Origin of the sequence: Chryseobacterium sp. B21-037, assembly GCF_028570785.1 — a bacterium.
GTDB classification, from domain to species: domain Bacteria; phylum Bacteroidota; class Bacteroidia; order Flavobacteriales; family Weeksellaceae; genus Chryseobacterium; species Chryseobacterium proteolyticum.
Map to the genome: position 1 here is coordinate 3,467,190 of NZ_JALGCB010000001.1, position 16,825 is coordinate 3,484,014.

The window sequence follows — 16,825 nt, forward strand, 5'->3', positions numbered from 1 at the left end:
TACAATCTTTTTTATAATTTTAACCCTTCAGAATTATTAGAATAGAAAATGTCATTAATAGATTTATCAAAACATGTTGCCATAGGAATTGATATTGGTGGTACCAATACAAAGTTTGGAGTGGTAAACCACAGAGGAGAGGTTCTTGAAAAAGGGCACCTGAGAACAGATGAATATGAAAAGGTTGAAGATTTTATCGAAGCCCTGCATGAAAAGGTTCACCCTCTGATTGAAAAGTACGGCAATGAAAAAAATTTCGATGGCATTGGTGTAGGTGCTCCTAACGGGAACTATTACACCGGAACCATAGAGCAGGCTCCCAATCTTCCCTGGAAGGGAGTTGTTCCTTTTGCTGAATTAATGACAGCCAAATTCAATCTGCCTTGTACCATTACCAATGATGCCAATGCTGCAGCTTATGGTGAAATGCTTTTCGGAGCAGCAAGAGGAATGAAAGATTTTATCATGATCACTTTAGGGACAGGTGTAGGAAGCGGTATCGTGGCCAGTGGAAAGCTGATCTACGGACATGATGGTTTTGCCGGTGAACTCGGGCATACTATTGTGAAACCGGGAGGAAGAAAGCATTGGAGTACCGGTTCTGAAGGAAGTCTTGAGGCGTATGCCTCCGCTACAGGAATTGCAATCACGGCTAAAAAAATGAGGGCTGAATTTCCTGAATCCCTGTTGAACCAGTATCCTGAAGAGGCGATCAATTCTAAAACGGTTCATGAATGTGCATTAAAAGGAGATCCTATTGCTATCGAAGTATTCAGATACACGGGACAGAAATTAGGGGAGGCATTGGCTAATTTTGTTATGTTCTCATCTCCTGAGGCGATTCTTTTATTTGGTGGAGTTATTAAAGCCGGAGATTTTATCCTGAAACCTGCAAAACTTCATATGGAAAGAAACCTTCTTTCGATTTTCAGAAATAAAGTTAAATTGGTTTTCAGCGAACTTGATGAAGCGGATGCTGCTATTTTGGGGGCAAGTGCCTTGGTTTGGGAAAAATAATCTGACGCTATTTAAAGATATAATCAAGCATCCTTTAAGGGTGCTTTTTATTTTGTCCTATATTATCCGGAATATTTGATTTTCGGCTCGCTGCAAATCACGAGCAATATGTACAAATTCTCATGACAGTTCCCGTAAAAAATGAAAAAGTTTTTCATATTTTTGATTAGCTTTTTGATATCCTTTATAGTATAGGATAGATAAAGAAACCGGTAATTCAAACAATCAACCTACAATGGATAACAATAATTTAGAACAGATTACTTTCGGCGGTGGATGCTTCTGGTGTGTAGAAAGCTGTTTCAACATGCTAAAGGGTGTAAAATCTGCAATTTCAGGCTATTCAGGAGGACATAAAGAGAATCCGACCTACGAAGAAGTATGTACAGGAAATACAGGTCATGCAGAAGTAGTACAGATCACTTATGATCCTAAGATCATTTCATACGAACAATTGATGGATGTATTCTTTTTCCTTCATGATCCAACACAGCTTAACAGACAGGGAAATGACATCGGAACACAATACCGTTCTGTTATTTACTATAAAGATGATGCGGAAAAGCAAAAAGCAGAAGAAGCCATCAGGGTATCTGAAGAATCAGGGAGATGGTCCGGAGAATATGTTACCGAATTAACGAAATTCGATAAGTTCTGGCCTGCTGAGCAATACCATCAGGGGTATTACAATGAAAATCCTACACAACCTTATTGCAGTGCTGTGGTAGGCCCTAAAATTCAAAAATTCAAAAAACATTTCGGAGAACTGAACATGTTGAATGCTGAATAAAAAAATAAAGCGAAGAGATTATTCTCTTCGCTTTTCTTTGCAGAAAATAATCATTTATATGAGAAAAACTAGTAGCCCGGATTCTGAGTAAAATCATTTGATGCATCAAGTGTTGCCTGAGGAATCGGGAAAATTCTTCTGTAAGGTTGGGACGCTGACTTAGCCGTTCCCGGAAGATCGAATTTCCCAAATCTTATCATCGCTTTCCTTCTGTACATCTCCCAATACAGTTCATAGCCGGACTCTTTAAATAAAGTATTTGCATCAAGAGAAGCAATCGCAACACCCGGAGCATTATTGTATAAAGATTCGCGGGTCCTGCTGGTTCTTAATTTATTAACATCGGCCAACGCTGCTGCTATATTTCCATTTCTGAAATAGGCTTCTGCACGCATCATATAGATTGTTCCCAATCTGTATAATGGGACGTCCATTCCGCTTGTTCCGTTGTTTCCATAGCCTGGATCAAATTCAAATTTGAAATTTCTTACTCCTCTGTTGATCTGCGCCTGCGTAAATACAGCCTCAGAAGGGTTATCAAAATTCAGTTCAGGAGTGAAATCTGCAGCAAGCGTTGTGTTTTTTTCTGTAAACAACTTAAATACTTTAATTCTTCCATCTGCGGTCATATCGAAATTTCCATTTTGAAGAATTTTAGGCCCATATTGCTGACCCACCTGCAGTCCTCTGTTAAAATGAAACCAGGGTTTTCCTGTTCCTTCCACTTTACTTGTTGAAGGCACGCTCACATCAGTTCCGTCATTTCTGAACCATGTTCCGTCCTCATATTGATAGGTTCTTTGAAAACGGGGGTCATCATGATTCCCGTTCCATGAGTAATAGAATTCAGGAGTGACACATGATGCATTTGTTCCTCTGTTATCCGGTGAAGGCTTCTGGCTCCTTTCCATTGACATATACGCTAAATCGTTATCCGAACCCTTGTCTGAACTGGCTATTTTTTTCTGAACAATAGTAAAGATCATCTCCTTGCTCGTATCGTTATTGATATCAAAATTGTGAAAATAATTAGACTCTAAGCTAAAGTTGGGATTATTAATCAACAAGTTACAATATTCAATCACTTTATCCATATCATTTCCTCCCCCACTTACAGCCTGTTCCGTAAAATTGAAAGTACCTGCCGTTTTGTTTTTTAAAACTGCCCTGTTCAGGTACATATCTGCCAAAAGTGCATAGGCGGCTTGCTTTGTAAACCTTCCTGCATGGGTATTCTGAGTTTTAATATCTGCTAAATTGGGAATAAGCCCTGCTACTTCAGTGATTAAAGCATCAATTGTAGTATCTGCCTTTCTGATCACAATCGGGGCATTGATATTATCCGGATCCCTGTAAGGAGCTTGTCCAAATAAATCGATGGTTGTATAAGTATAATATGCCAATAATCCTTTTGCTTCTGCTAAAAATAATGTTTTATTGGCTCCTGTACTTTTGTTAGCGCTCGATATTGCCGTTAAAGATTTGGTAATCCCGAAGTTCAGCTGGTTCCATGTCGTTTTAACCACGTCACTGTTGGCATCCCAAGTAAATTCGTGCATAGCTCTCCACTTTCCTCCGTCTCCCCAGTCACTTCCTCTCGTAGGAAGAATGGCTTCATCCGTAGAATATTCCTGCAAAGCAAAAACACTTCCATGGTCTACAAAAGTTCCTTCGCCAAGCTGGCTGTAAGCAGCAGCCAAAGCAGCCTCTGGATCTGCAACTTCAGAACCCAGGACCTCATCGATTACTTTTTCATCCAGATTTGTACATCCCATTAAGGCCAATGCAGCAATGGATAAAATAATTTTATTAATATTTAAAAAATTAGATCTCATGATTTCTTTAACTCAAATTAAAATTTAACAGTTGCCCCCAAAATGAATGTTTTGGCAGACGGATATGTTGTATAGTCGATTCCCAGAGACTGGTTCCCTCCTACTTGTTTGTTCGTATCAACAAGAGGATCATATCCCGAATAACTGGTGATGGTAAATAAATTTTGTGCGCTTACGTAGAGATTAATGCTCTTTAAAAATTTCAGTTGTCCCATGTCGAAAGTATATCCTAGCCTTACGTTGTTCAAACGAAGGAAATCGGATTTTTCAAGATACAAAGAGGACAGTTGGGGCTGATTGGTGAAACTTGCTCCCGAATCGTAGAAATTTTTCAAAACATTCCTGTCTGAGGCTAGGTTATTGATATTCAGGTCAAGCGCCGTATTATTAACAAGATAGCCTCCGGTTTGTCCGATGAAAGAGAATGCAAAATCAAATCGCTTGTATTTCATATAAGAATTGATCCCGAAGGTAAAATTGGGTATAGCTCCTTCGAAAATTTTTCTGTCATTCTGATCGATTCTTCCATCTCCGTTAATATCTTCATAGATATATTTTCCGTTGGCATCAACACCGAGATAATTCAACATATAGAAAGAACCCGCCTCATATCCGTTTTTGTAAATATTCGCCGTTACCCCGGAAAGCCCCGGTCCTGAAACTTCACCAGAGTAAATCGCTGATACCGGAAGATTTTTTACAACATTGTTCACTGTCGCTCCGTTCACATCAAGGTTCCATGTAAAATTTTCATTTTTCATGATCTCTGAACCTAAGCTGAATTCAAAACCTTTATTGACAATCTGCGCATCAACATTCTTCCAAACAGTGCTTGTTGGGCTCAAAGGTCTTGAAGGAATATTTAAAATAGGATCTTTCGTCGTCTTATGATAATATTCCAATGATCCGTACAATTTATTTTTCCATAGACTGAAATCTGTCCCAATATTGGTCTGCTCTACAACTTCCCATTTCAGGTCAGGATTTACCGTTCTATTGATGGCCACTCCGTTGATCAGATTTAAGTTATCATACAGATAATATCCCGCAGCTTGCGTCAGTGAAGAACTCGCTTGTGTAATTTTGTTCGGAACTTCCTGGTTACCGGTTTGTCCCCAGCTACCTCTTAATTTTAATTCATTGATGATCTGAGAGTCCTTTAAGAAGTTTTCATTGGAAATCGTCCACCCCACCGCAAATGAAGGGAAATATCCGTATTTATTATTTTTACCAAAACGAGTGGAACCGTCTGCTCGTAATGAAGCTGTTAGTAAATACTTTTTATCAAAATTATAATTTACCCTTCCGAAATAGGACTGCAATTCATTTTCCTGCGCATATCCCGCTCCGGGAATAAATGCCGTTCCTGAATATCCCGGATTAATTTCCGGTGCAATTCCCGCTCCCTGAGCAGCAATATCCTTTACTCCGAAATAAGTTCCTGTAGATTTGAATTTCTGATATGAAAAACCTCCCAGCAAACTGAAATTATGCTTATTTAAACTAAGATCATAGGTTAAGTAATGTTCCAACAGAATATTATAAGAATCAAGATTGGCCTGAACATACATTCCTTTGGGAGTTCTGTCGGTAATATTCGGATACATAGTGGTGTTTCTCTCCGACATTGTTTTATCGATCCCTAAATTGAATTTATAATTCAATCCCGGCAAGATCCTTAAAGTTGCCTCTGTATTTCCCAAAACCCTGAAGGTATTGGTCTTGTCATTATAAACACTTAACAGATATAATGGATTATAATGAGCGTTCATATTAAAATTAGTGAAGTTCCCGTTTTGATCATAAACAGAACGGGTTGGGTTCGCCATCAGGGCATGAATAATGACTTGACCATCCGATCCTGCATTACCTCCGTTCGGGATTCCTGTTTCCCTGATGTCACTTGCCGTAAGGTTTACTTTAACCTTTAGCCTTTTATTGTCAAAAAAAGACTCTTCTGCATTCAGACGGGCAGTTGTTCTTTTAAAACCACTGTTGAGAACAATACCGTCCTGATCCATGTGAGAAATGGAAGCAAAATAATTTCCTGTTTCCGTAGCTTTTGAAAATGATACCGAGTGATTCTGAGACACCGCGTTTCTATAGATCTCATCCTGCCAATCCGTATTTCCTCCGTGATCATAAAGCTTATCAACTCCGGCAGCTCTGTACTGATCTGCCGTTAGCAGATCCAGCTTCTTAATAACAGAAGAAAAACCAAGATAGGTATCATAGGTAAACATAGGTTCTCCCCTCTTTCCTCTTTTCGTGGTGATCAAAACAACTCCATTCGATCCCCGGGCTCCATAAATGGCAGCAGCCGAAGCATCTTTTAAGACGGTGATTGATTCGATATCGCTGGTATTCAGAAAGTTTAACGGATTTTTTGCCTGTGCATTTCCTAAACCTACATTCGGGCTTGTTGCACTCACCGCATCATTACTTAAAGGAACACCATCTACAACAAATAAAGGAGTACTACCACTCCTTATTGAACCAATCCCACGAATAGACACGTTCACTCCGGCCCCCGGTTCACCGCTTGACTGAACTATACGAACACCGGCAATCTTTCCCTGCATCAGGTTATCCACAGAAATGTTCATTCCTTCTTTGAAGTTTTCAGCCTTCAACTGGCTGACAGCTCCTGTTAAATCAGATTTTTTCTGGGATCCATAACCTACTAAAGTTACCTCTTCGATAGAAGTTGCTGCTTTTTTGGATTTTAACCGTACAGAAACAGAAGTTCCGTCAATCTTCATCTTCTGAACTTCATAACCATCATAAGAGACTGATAATGTTTGCCCGATAGAAGCAGAAATGCTAAAATTTCCTGAAGCATCTGAGATGGCTGTAGCTCCCGTTTCTACAATCATAATTTTTGCCCCCTCAACCGGTGATCCCTCCTGATCCAGAACAACTCCGGAAATCGTCTCATTTACCTGCGAGTAAACAGGGCTAATGGTCGTAAACCCCTCTGCATTGGCCTGATTGGCCACCAGAAAGATTAACGCTATTGGAATTAGCTTTTTAAATTTAAAAAAATTAATTTTGTGGTACATATCATTAAGTAAATTGTAATAAACATTTGCTTAGTAAAAAGCCGCTGTTGTTCCCGCAACAGTGGTTTTTTTTTAACTCTTTTCACAGCTTATTTTCGGCATACAAAGTAAATCCATTTCCCCAAAAACTATTTTAACATAATATTATCTTAAGATCAACAAAATATAAATATCCCAAAATGAGAAAATAATATCGCTTTAACTTTCAGAGTTTTACAAACAGTATCTTTTACCTTATTTACATAATCTTAAAAATTTATTAACATAATATATAAATTATCTAAGAACAAGAGTCGCTAATTTCGCCATGACAAAATTTGAGTTATTATGAAAAAGGCTGCCGTTTTTCTGTTATCCTTATCGCCCTATTTTTTGCTATGGGCACAGAGACAGAATCTGGATGATGTAAAGATGAATGAAATCCAGGTGATCGGCTCCCATAACAGCTATAAGAAAGCAATCCTTCCTGAGGTTTATGATTTTCTGGCAAAAAAAGATTCATTACATTCCCTGCCTAAAATTCAATACGAGCATATCGCGATCCCGGAACAGCTGGATTTAGGATTACGGAATCTCGAACTTGATGTGTATGCAGACAGCAAAGGCGGAAAATATGCTCACCCGAAAATTTTAGATCTTGTCAAAACAAAACAACCTTTTGATCCGGAAGGGAAAATGAAAAAGCCGGGATACAAAATGATCCATATTACGGATATTGATTACCAGACCTGGTATTTTACACTTGAAGAGTGTTTAAGAGATCTTAAAAAATGGTCCGACGCACACCCTGATCACGACCCTATATTCATTACCCTGGAACCTAAAGATGGTGGAGCCAACACATTCGGAACCGAACCGGAGCACTTTACAAGCCAATTATTCGATGACCTTGATAACGAGCTAAAAAACTACCTCGGTAAAAACAAGATCATCACCCCGGATGATATTCGCGGATCCTATACCACATTGAACGAAGCAGTCCTTCACAAGAACTGGCCGACCGTAAAAAATGCCAAAGGAAAGTTTCTTTTTGTGCTGGATAACAACGGAGAAAACAGAGATCTCTATATCAAGGGACACGCTTCTTTATCGGGAAGGATGATATTCACTAATTCAGTACCCGGAACCCCGGAAGCTGCAGTATTGTTCAGGAATGATCCCGGTCCTGAAATCCGGGAACTCGTACTAAAAGGATACATTATCCGCACCAGGGCAGATGCAGATACTATGGAAGCGAGAGCCGGGGATTATTCAAGGTTTGAAAAAGCCAAAGCAAGCGGGGCACAAATAATTTCAACAGATTATTACTTACCCAGCAGTCTTTTTAAATCAGATTATAAGGTAAGTTTTGAAAACAATACTTATGAAAGAAAAAATCCGGTAAACGGACAATAATTACACACGTTCACATTCATATCAAAGAAAAGCAGTCTTAGCATAAGGTTGCTTTCTTTTTATTTTAAAAGATCTTTTAATAACGAAGGTTTGAGAGCAGGATTCAGCCATTCAACATAAGATTCCTCTACAGTTTTTTTACTGATTGCTTTTTCAAATCAATTTCAAAATGGTCAGCCGGATCTCCGTTTGAAAGCAGGGATAAGATCCTGAAGACAGATTTTAGCTTTAATATAAAAGGATCCTTCGATTGATTTTGCTCAAAAGATTTTATCAGAACCTGATATTGCATCCCCCTTTCCTTCGAAATATCCTCTTGTGCAAGTTCATCAGCAGACTGGAATTTATACAGGTCGAACAACAGATCTTCAAGATTCCATTTTTTGAACGAATTTATATTGATATTTTTTGGCAATGTATATTTTGAACCCTCAGAAAGCAAAAGCAATTCTTTCCCTGATAAGGATTTCCCTTTTTCAATAAAATCCTTTGGCCAGTCATCCGGGATCATCCGAAGGCGAACCAATTCCCTAAGATGAAATAACATGAAATCATGGTAGGATTTTGTTTTCAGGATTTCTTTATTCCACAGGAGCTTCCCCGGAATTTTTTGCAATGCTTTGTATTCCTTTTCGTATAAAGGAAACAACTCATCAAAACGGGGAACTTCATGTAAAACTTCTGTCCTTACTTCCATTACATCCTGTGAATGAATAGTAAGCACTTTATAACCTGGTAAATAGGCTGCAAGAGAAGGAACCTGTATATTCACCAGCATCTTATCCCCTATTTTCCGTATCCCCGTATCATTGATATGCATATGTCCTGCAAAATGAATCTGCAACCCGGCATCTGCAAAGTCTTTGGCTACTTCTTCTTCTGGAACCCTTTCCAGCTGCCATTTCTTCTCTCCTAAAAGATTTTTGATCTCATCTGTGGCCCCGTCATTAAAATCGATCATCGGGTAATGGGTAAAAGCAATCAGAGTTTTGCCATTTCTTTCAGCTTCTGCTGCTATCTTCTTTACCCATTGGATCAAATGCTTTTTATGCGTCAGAACATTATTATATCCTATACTCGCTCCGTTATAATTTCCGGGATCATCCGAGCCCTTATTGAGATTCTTGGGAATATAAGTGTTTCCATCAATAGCCATCATCCAAACACCATTTACCGGTTCTACCACATAGCTTAAGTCAGGGACTGAAAATCCTTTGGAGACTTCATACATCCTGTTAGGGTAATTGGCACATTTCATTGCATGATCATAGGAGTAGGCGGAATAAGAATAGCTGGCAAAAGGAGTACTCCAATACAGATTCCCTTTTTGCGGGTAAAAACCGAAATCTTTAAGTTCATTCAAAATCTCGAGATACCCCGATTCTGCAATGTCCTTCGTAATAATATTCCGTTTATTTTTTGACAGGGTTTTATTACTGTAAACCCCCAATGCATTTCCATCGCTTCCTAAAAAATCATCTTTCCCTCCATCCTTATAAAATGGCCCGACAGGATCATGATTTCCCGTTGTTATGTAAAAATTAATCCCATACTTTTCATGATACGTCCTCAGAATCCGTTGCAACCCGCGTATATTGTACGCTTGCCCGTCATCCGAAAAATCACCGGGCATGGCAACAATCTTAATTCCTTTCGCAGCAATATCATCCAGCGCTTTCAGGAAGGCAAAATAATTTTCATTAAAAACTCGTGTGGAATGCAATTGAGCATCCATTGTCCTCAAAATGGTTGCTTTTCCTGTTTTAGGATTAACAATTCCTTTAAAATCATGATCCGAAAAACTTCCATATACATCATGAAAATGCACATCCGAAAGAAAAGCAATCTGCACCGGATTTTGTTGGGCAGATAAATAAGTAAAAGCAAAAAGTAAAGTGGAGAGAATTCCTTTTTTTAACATGGTAAAAATAACCCGAAAATTAGAAGATTATTTTTGGAATTGATTTAAGGGAATTTTAAATAATTGTGAAAGAAATTCATTCTTCCAATTTAGCATTTTGACCTGCATAATTCTCTAATATTCCTTCAGAAACATCTTTTAAAGCTTTTTCATTTTTAGGATGTTTCCCATAACTTGTAAAAAATTCTACATGATTTTTACTTTTATCATACCATACTTTACCTAAGCTATTATCAACATTAAGTGTATCAGGTCTATTAATCCGCTTAAAATATCTAAAATCATGTGGATTCATTGCAACCACTTTCAATTGAGGACCAAGATCACTGCTATCTGTGGCAATATATCTATCTCCATCCCAATACATATAATTCTTTTCCACATCAAGCTTACCTCCAGACATAATCCCTAAAGAATGTCTCATTCCATCATCGTATTTCTTATTATTTGAAAAAATAACCCCTCCTGTAACCAAAAAAATAACAAACGCCATTTCTACAAGCCCAAGCCCATTTTTCTTAATAAAATCTGGCATTGCAAGAATTGGCTTATTAATAATATTAATTACGATTCTAGAGACCGTTTGATTAATTGTGTATTCTATTGTTTTCCAGTCTAAACAATAATTTTTGAAATTATCATATCCTAAATAATTGCTTAAATCATCAAGGATTACAGGCTTAATATTATAATCTTTCTCACTTTCAACAATAGTTTTATAATAAGTCTCAAAGGTTTTATAGCTCAGGTTGACTTTAAAATCATCTAACAAACTTCTTTCTAGTGATTTTAGAATCCCACTAGGAGATTTCTCAGTTGTCTCATTTGATGCCTTTTCAAATACATCTTCCAGTAGCTTTTTTTTCTGGGATAAAAATTTTGACATATAGCAATAGTTTTTATTCGGAAAATTAAAGGGTTTATCAATAAAATCATTACGGTTTCCCGTACAAAAGTTTCCAAGAACTTTCCAAAAACTTTCTAACACACACTTTCTCCATTGTTGGATATTTGCTCCAGAAATCAATGACAGACAAAACGTTACAATAACAAATTTACAAAACTGATTTCTAAATCACCAGATAAAACGGAAGAAAACTCCGGGTTGGGAAGCAGATGTTTCTCTTCCGTTTTTGAAGGTTCTACTTCCCAAAAAATTTAAGAAGCGCTTCAAATTTTTTAACCGTGTAAAACTATCTGCGATCTGTTTCGCAGGGAAGAACACGAATGCTTTAACATTAAATTTTTTGACAAAATGATCGAGTTTATATTAATGCTATTAGGCTTAGCATTCCCAAATAATAACGCAAATACAGCAACATGTCCACATAATAATGGAACGCAAATTACAATACAAACAAGTAGTAGTCCGGCAGAAGGATTAGATCCGGGAGGCCCAGGAGGAGGTACCACAGGCGATACAGGTCAGACACCACCACCATTTACAAACCCTTAATAATCAGAAAGGACAGATTGCATAAATCTGTCCTTTTTATTACTTTGCACTATAAACTAATATTATGAAATATGAAGAGTCTGTTACTATTAATTATATCAGTGATTTTATTTTCTTGTGCAAAAAAGAAAACTTTATCAGATAATTCCAAAAAAGAAAATCTATTCCATGTAAAAGCAAGAGAATTCAGAAATGCGAAAATCAGTGACTCAGCATTTTATTATTATACCTTGGCAAAAGACGAATACATAAAAAATAATGATTCATTAAGAGCAGGACAGTCTTTGATTAACATGGCAATTATTGAAACTGCAAAAGGTGATTTCTATGGTTCGATAGAAACCTCTCTCGAAGCAAATAAGTTTCTTACCAATATCAAAGATTCTATAGTGAGAAGAGACCTAGCTTCCAGTTTTAATAATATGGGGATAGCATCTGGCTACATGTATAATTACAATGATGCTATTGATTTTTACAAAAATGCTATACAATATGCAACCAATGACGAAACAAAATTTACCTACTATAATAATATTGGGGTAGCATTTTTAAAGAAAAATGAAGCCAAACAAGCTATTAGATACTTTAAAAATTCTATCTTATCTAAAAATAAAGTGGAATATGCACGGGCATTAAACAATTTTGCTAGAGCTAAATTCATGCAAGACAGAAATTACAATCCTCTTCCTGAGTTTTATAAAGCATTAGAAATAAGGAAAAAAAGCAATGACATAGATGGTTTAAATTCTAGTTACTATACATTATCTGAATACTTTAAAACATTTGATAAAAGTAAGGCTCTTTTTTATACCGAAAAAATGCTTGAAACAGCAATTGCGGTAAAAAATCCTGAAGATAAGCTGCAGGCATTAATTAAACTTATTGATCTCAACACAAGTAATATTTCAATATATTTTAAAGATTATCAAAAACTCAATGACAGTCTTCTTATTGCGAGGAGTAAAGCAAAAAATCAGTTCGCATTAATAAGGTATGAAACAGAAAAAAATAAAGCTGACTTTCTAAGATCTGAAGCACAAAATGCACAAAAAGAAATTCAATTATTAAGACAATATTTAATTTCAAGTGGTTTAGTAGCTACATTGATTATCATTATAATATTATATAGCAAAAGACAGAAAAAACTAAAACAAGAAAAAGAGCTAGAAGTAAAAAACACTCAACTTAAACTCTCCAAAAAAGTACACGATGTAGTAGCAAACGGTATCTATCAGGTGATGACCAAGATTGAAAACCAGGAAAGCTTTAGCAAAGATGAGGCGCTTGATGAATTGGAATTTGTTTATGAAAAATCAAGGGATATTTCCTATGAAAAGACCGATCTTACCAATAACGAGAAGAATTACAATGAAAAGATATCGGAACTTATAGGCTCCTTTAATAATGATACTGTAAAAACCTATCTTGCCGGAAACGATGCAAGCATATGGAAGGGATTACAAGAATCAACCCTGACAGAAGTGTACCAGATTGTACGTGAATTACTCGTAAATATGAAAAAACATAGCCGGGCAGACCGGGTGGTTTTCAGATTTGAAAGGGAAAATGAACTGATCAAAATTTACTATACCGATAATGGAATTGGCATTCCCGGAGAAATTATATATAAAAATGGGCTGTCGTCTACGGTTTCCCGTATAGAAACAATCAAAGGAGAAATTATTTTTGACACCAAAACCGAAAGAGGATTGAAGATCAACATTTCATTTCCTGTTTCCTAAAAACTAAAAAGAATGTTCAAAAAAATTTTAATCGCTGAAGACCATGAAAGTATTAATCTTTCGGTACAAAAAACACTGGAAGACCTCAACATTCCGAATGTTGATTATGTATATTACTGTGATGATGCATTGGCAAAGGTTCATAAATCCATTCGGGAAAATGAACCTTACGACCTGTTGATCACTGATTTGTATTATGAAGAAGATCACCGGCAGCAAAACATTAAAGACGGAAGAGATCTTATCCAACAAATAAAGGCACTTCAGCCTTCCCTGAAAGTCATTGTCTTTTCCGCCGAACACAAATCCGGAATCATCGATTCTCTTTTCAAAGACTATCATATCAATGGATATGTTCGTAAAGCAAGAAACGATTCCAAAGAGCTGAAAAAATCAATTGCATCTGTTTACATTAATGAAAATTATCTGTCTCTTGATTTAAAGCAGGAAATAAAAAAACTAAATAGTTATGAGTTTTCTGCGTATGAAATTACACTCGTTTCCCTTCTTTCAAAAGGAGTTCTGCAAAAAAACATTCCTGATCTCCTACAGGAAAAAAACATAAAACCTAACAGCTTAAGCAGTGTTGAAAAAAAATTGAACAGCTTAAAAGAAGATCTTGAGGTAACCAGCAACGAACAACTGGTTGCATTTTGCAAAGACATCGGAATTATTTAAAAAACAAATTTTCCATCCCGATTTAATATAGCCTTTCATTTTTTTGAAAGGTTTTTTTGTTTTTTGCCCGTTTTACGGATTCCCGTAAGGATTGGTTTTGAAAGGGTTATACTTTTGGAATGTTAAATAAAAAACAATCATGGGAAAATTTGTAATTACTCAGAGAATAAACAATGAGTATCAATTCAATCTTAAGGCTGGAAACGGAGAAATTATCCTGACCAGCGAAGGCTATGTTCAGAAAGCCTCCTGTCATAAAGGAATAGAGTCTGTAAGAATCAATTCAAAGGACGATTCCAGATACGACAGAAGAGAGGCTGTAAATGGTAAAGATTATTTCGTGCTAAAAGCCAGAAATGGGGAGATCATTGGAAAAAGCCAGCTCTACAGCTCAAAGACAGCAATGGAAAATGGAATTCACTCTGTAAAATCCAACGCTCCAACCGCAGAAATTATTGATGAAACCCTTAAAAACTAAAAGCAATGGATCTTAAAATAAAACTAGAGCAGCTGCATCAGAAAGTAGTAGGATTGAAAGACCAGATCAATACGGAAGAAGCGACCAAAAATGCTTTTGTTATGCCGTTTATCCAGATTTTAGGTTATGATATATTTAATCCTACCGAAGTGGTTCCTGAGCATATTTGTGATATCGGAACCAAAAAAGGAGAAAAAGTAGACTATGTAATAAGACACAACGACAATCCTATTTTTATCATTGAATGTAAGCATTGGAAAGAAAGTGCAGATGCGCACAATTCGCAGCTCCACAGATACTATCATGTTTCAAAAACCCGGTTCGGAGTGCTAACCAATGGGATTGTATATAATTTTTACACCGATCTGGAGAAGCCTAATATTATGGATGAAAAGCCTTTTTTTACCATCAACATTGAAGATCTCAAAGACAGTTCGATTAAAATTCTCGAAAGCTTTACCAAAAAAGACTACAATCTGGAAAGCATTTTAGATTCTGCTGAAGCATTAAAGTATATCAAAGCAATCCGGAGAGAATTTGAGAAAGAAATCGAAAACCCCTCTGATGAGTTGGTTAGGCTGTTAGTCAATCGTTTTTTCGAAAAACCTTTAACCGCGAACAGAATGATCTCCTTCAAAGAGTACACAAAGAAAGCTTTGACAACATCAATCAATGAATCCATAAGTTTCAGGCTCAAATCTGCATTGAGTATTAACGAACAGATTGAAAAAAGGGATGAGGCTGTAAAAACACCACAATCTATTGATGAAAACAATGATTCTAAAATTGTAACAACCGAAGAAGAACTGGAAGGGTTTCAAATTGTAAAGGCTATCCTGCGAGAAAAAGTCGAATCATCAAGAATTGCTTATCGGGATACTCTATCCTATTTCGGAATTTTATTCGATGACAACAATAGGAAACCTCTTTGCAGACTACATTTTAATACCTCGAATAAATACCTGGAGCTATTTCATAACGGGAAAGATTCCGGAGAAAAGATTTTATTAGGTAATCTCGATGAAATCTACAATTTCAGAAATGAACTTCACAAAACACTTGAAAATTATAACTGATGAAAAAGCTGTTTTTACTTATTATAATCCCAATCATCATTTTTCTTTTACATTCTTGTTTTAAGGCAAACGATAATATTGGGCACGATGGAAGATGTACGGGGTCTGCCTATTGTACAGCTTGTTCAAATTGTTCCGGTTGTGGACATTGTGCAGGAGGTGGTGGAACCTGTGGTGTTTGTAAAGGAGAATCCTCCGGAAAAAAATCTTCTTCAAAGAAAGACAAACATAAAAGACCGGGAGATAATGATTCTTATTCTTCAAAAAGAGGTAAATCTACCAAAGCTCCTTCAGTTTTTGTGAATGAAATCAATATCAATTCTGGCAGATACATAGCAGGAACTGCAATTACCTACATATATGAAAAACCTTCTATTCAATCCAAAATAATAGAAACTGTTCCTAAAAACGAAAAGCTGATTCAGCTTTCAAAACAGGATTCTTGGTATAAAGTGAAAGTACAGAAATCAGGAAAAATAGGATATGTATATTATAAAAATGTAAAATAACTAAAAACAAATATCTATGAATTTAAAACAATTTTTAAACGAAGAACAGGATCCTAAAGCTGTTGAAAAGCTCCTTGAAAAAATTAACAGCCTTCTTACTTCACAAGAGTTTGTTGAATATATTGCCGTTCAAAAAAAGCCGGCTTTTAATTTATCTCCGGACTGTATTGCTCTTACCAATAGGAGAGTTATTTTTTGTAGACCCAAAAATTTCGGTTTATCAATGGATTTTCAGGATTACAGTTGGGTAGATGTTGCAGACTGTCATATTAAAGAAGGTATTCTTGGGGCTACTTTCATTATGAAAACTGTAGGAAACCTAATCAACATGATGGACTATTTACCAAAAGCACAAGCAAGAAAACTCTATCAATACGCTCAGGAAATTGAAGAACAAATGAGAGGTGTGAGAAGAGAAAAAGATTTAGAAACAAGAAGAGCTTCTGCTGGAGGAGGAGTAACTGTAAATAACACGACACCTATTATTGCCCAGCCACATCAATTCCAACAACAACCTTTGTTGATAGAAAATGAAGATCCTTTTGCCATTTTACAAAAATTAAAAGGCTTAATAGAAACCGGAATTATTTCCCCGGAAGAGTTTGAAGAAAAAAAGAATGAAATCTTATCAAGAGTTTAGAAATTATGAAATCAAAATTTACCACAGCCATGCTCGCTCTCTTTTTAGGGGGATTGGGCATTCATAGATTTTACTTAGGCCAAAATACATTAGGAATATTCTATCTTTTATTCTGCTGGACTTTTATCCCGGCACTCATTGCCTTTATTGACTTCATCGTTTTCATTTTCATGTCTGAAAATAGTTTCAATTACAAGTACAACCTTACTACAGGATTCTAAAAACT

General features: G+C 36.4%; 15 protein-coding genes. 11 read left to right on the forward strand and 4 right to left on the reverse strand.

Going from position 1 to position 16,825, the window contains the following annotated elements; all coding sequences use genetic code 11:
• Positions 1 to 48: 48 nt before the first annotated feature.
• Positions 49 to 1,017 carry an ROK family protein gene (locus MTQ00_RS15360; RefSeq protein ID WP_172281487.1) on the forward strand — a complete coding sequence of 323 codons (969 nt, stop codon included), beginning with the start codon at positions 49 to 51 and terminating at the stop codon, positions 1,015 to 1,017.
• 235 nt (positions 1,018 to 1,252) lie between these two features.
• A complete protein-coding gene (gene msrA / locus MTQ00_RS15365; RefSeq protein WP_273650186.1) occupies positions 1,253 to 1,807 on the forward strand; it encodes a peptide-methionine (S)-S-oxide reductase MsrA in 555 nt (184 codons plus the stop codon).
• A 68-nt stretch (positions 1,808 to 1,875) separates the two neighbouring features.
• On the opposite strand, the gene MTQ00_RS15370 is transcribed toward msrA, so the two are convergent.
• Both MTQ00_RS15370 and MTQ00_RS15375 read right to left on the reverse strand, forming a co-directional pair.
• A complete protein-coding gene (locus MTQ00_RS15370; protein WP_273650187.1) occupies positions 1,876 to 3,642 on the reverse strand; it encodes a RagB/SusD family nutrient uptake outer membrane protein in 1,767 nt (588 codons plus the stop codon).
• A 17-nt stretch (positions 3,643 to 3,659) separates the two neighbouring features.
• Positions 3,660 to 6,704, reverse strand: coding sequence for a SusC/RagA family TonB-linked outer membrane protein (locus MTQ00_RS15375; RefSeq protein ID WP_273650188.1), 3,045 nt, complete (start codon positions 6,702 to 6,704; stop codon positions 3,660 to 3,662).
• 327 nt (positions 6,705 to 7,031) lie between these two features.
• On the opposite strand from MTQ00_RS15375, the gene MTQ00_RS15380 reads away from it, so the two are divergent.
• Positions 7,032 to 8,099 carry a phosphatidylinositol-specific phospholipase C1-like protein gene (locus MTQ00_RS15380; protein WP_273650189.1) on the forward strand — a complete coding sequence of 356 codons (1,068 nt, stop codon included), beginning with the start codon at positions 7,032 to 7,034 and terminating at the stop codon, positions 8,097 to 8,099.
• 127 nt (positions 8,100 to 8,226) lie between these two features.
• Here MTQ00_RS15380 and MTQ00_RS15385 read toward each other — a convergent pair whose 3' ends face one another.
• Together MTQ00_RS15385 and MTQ00_RS15390 are read right to left on the reverse strand one after the other, a co-directional pair.
• Complete coding sequence (locus MTQ00_RS15385; RefSeq protein WP_273650190.1) at positions 8,227 to 10,020, reverse strand: metallophosphoesterase family protein; 1,794 nt, start codon at positions 10,018 to 10,020, stop codon at positions 8,227 to 8,229.
• Positions 10,021 to 10,096: 76 nt separating this feature from the next.
• The gene (locus tag MTQ00_RS15390; protein WP_273650191.1) at positions 10,097 to 10,906 is read right to left on the reverse strand and encodes a hypothetical protein; all 810 of its coding nucleotides are present in this window, start codon (positions 10,904 to 10,906) and stop codon (positions 10,097 to 10,099) included.
• Between the two features lie 369 nt (positions 10,907 to 11,275).
• Between MTQ00_RS15390 and MTQ00_RS15395 the strand changes: the two genes are divergently transcribed.
• The 8 genes from MTQ00_RS15395 to MTQ00_RS15430 all read left to right on the forward strand — a co-directional run bounded on the left by MTQ00_RS15395 (position 11,276) and on the right by MTQ00_RS15430 (position 16,820).
• On the forward strand, positions 11,276 to 11,476 hold the full coding sequence (locus MTQ00_RS15395) for a hypothetical protein (protein ID WP_273650192.1): 201 nt from the start codon (positions 11,276 to 11,278) through the stop codon (positions 11,474 to 11,476).
• 71 nt (positions 11,477 to 11,547) lie between these two features.
• A complete protein-coding gene (locus tag MTQ00_RS15400) occupies positions 11,548 to 13,218 on the forward strand; it encodes a tetratricopeptide repeat-containing sensor histidine kinase (RefSeq protein ID WP_273650193.1) in 1,671 nt (556 codons plus the stop codon).
• A gap of 12 nt (positions 13,219 to 13,230) precedes the next feature.
• Entirely contained in the window at positions 13,231 to 13,896 is a 666-nt protein-coding gene (locus MTQ00_RS15405; protein WP_172281505.1) for a response regulator, read from the forward strand.
• A 139-nt stretch (positions 13,897 to 14,035) separates the two neighbouring features.
• Positions 14,036 to 14,374: a YegP family protein gene (locus tag MTQ00_RS15410; RefSeq protein WP_273650194.1), complete on the forward strand. Its 339-nt coding sequence runs from the start codon at positions 14,036 to 14,038 to the stop codon at positions 14,372 to 14,374.
• 5 nt (positions 14,375 to 14,379) lie between these two features.
• On the forward strand, positions 14,380 to 15,450 hold the full coding sequence (locus MTQ00_RS15415; protein ID WP_273650195.1) for a type I restriction endonuclease: 1,071 nt from the start codon (positions 14,380 to 14,382) through the stop codon (positions 15,448 to 15,450).
• A complete protein-coding gene (locus MTQ00_RS15420) occupies positions 15,450 to 15,959 on the forward strand; it encodes an SH3 domain-containing protein (protein WP_273650196.1) in 510 nt (169 codons plus the stop codon). The genes MTQ00_RS15415 and MTQ00_RS15420 overlap by 1 nt, the downstream gene beginning before the upstream one ends.
• Positions 15,960 to 15,975: 16 nt before the next feature.
• Positions 15,976 to 16,599, forward strand: a complete 624-nt coding sequence (locus tag MTQ00_RS15425; RefSeq protein ID WP_273650197.1) for a PH domain-containing protein — start codon at positions 15,976 to 15,978, stop codon at positions 16,597 to 16,599.
• A 5-nt stretch (positions 16,600 to 16,604) separates the two neighbouring features.
• Entirely contained in the window at positions 16,605 to 16,820 is a 216-nt protein-coding gene (locus tag MTQ00_RS15430) for a TM2 domain-containing protein (RefSeq protein WP_172281515.1), read from the forward strand.
• The last annotated feature ends 5 nt before the right edge of the window (positions 16,821 to 16,825 follow it).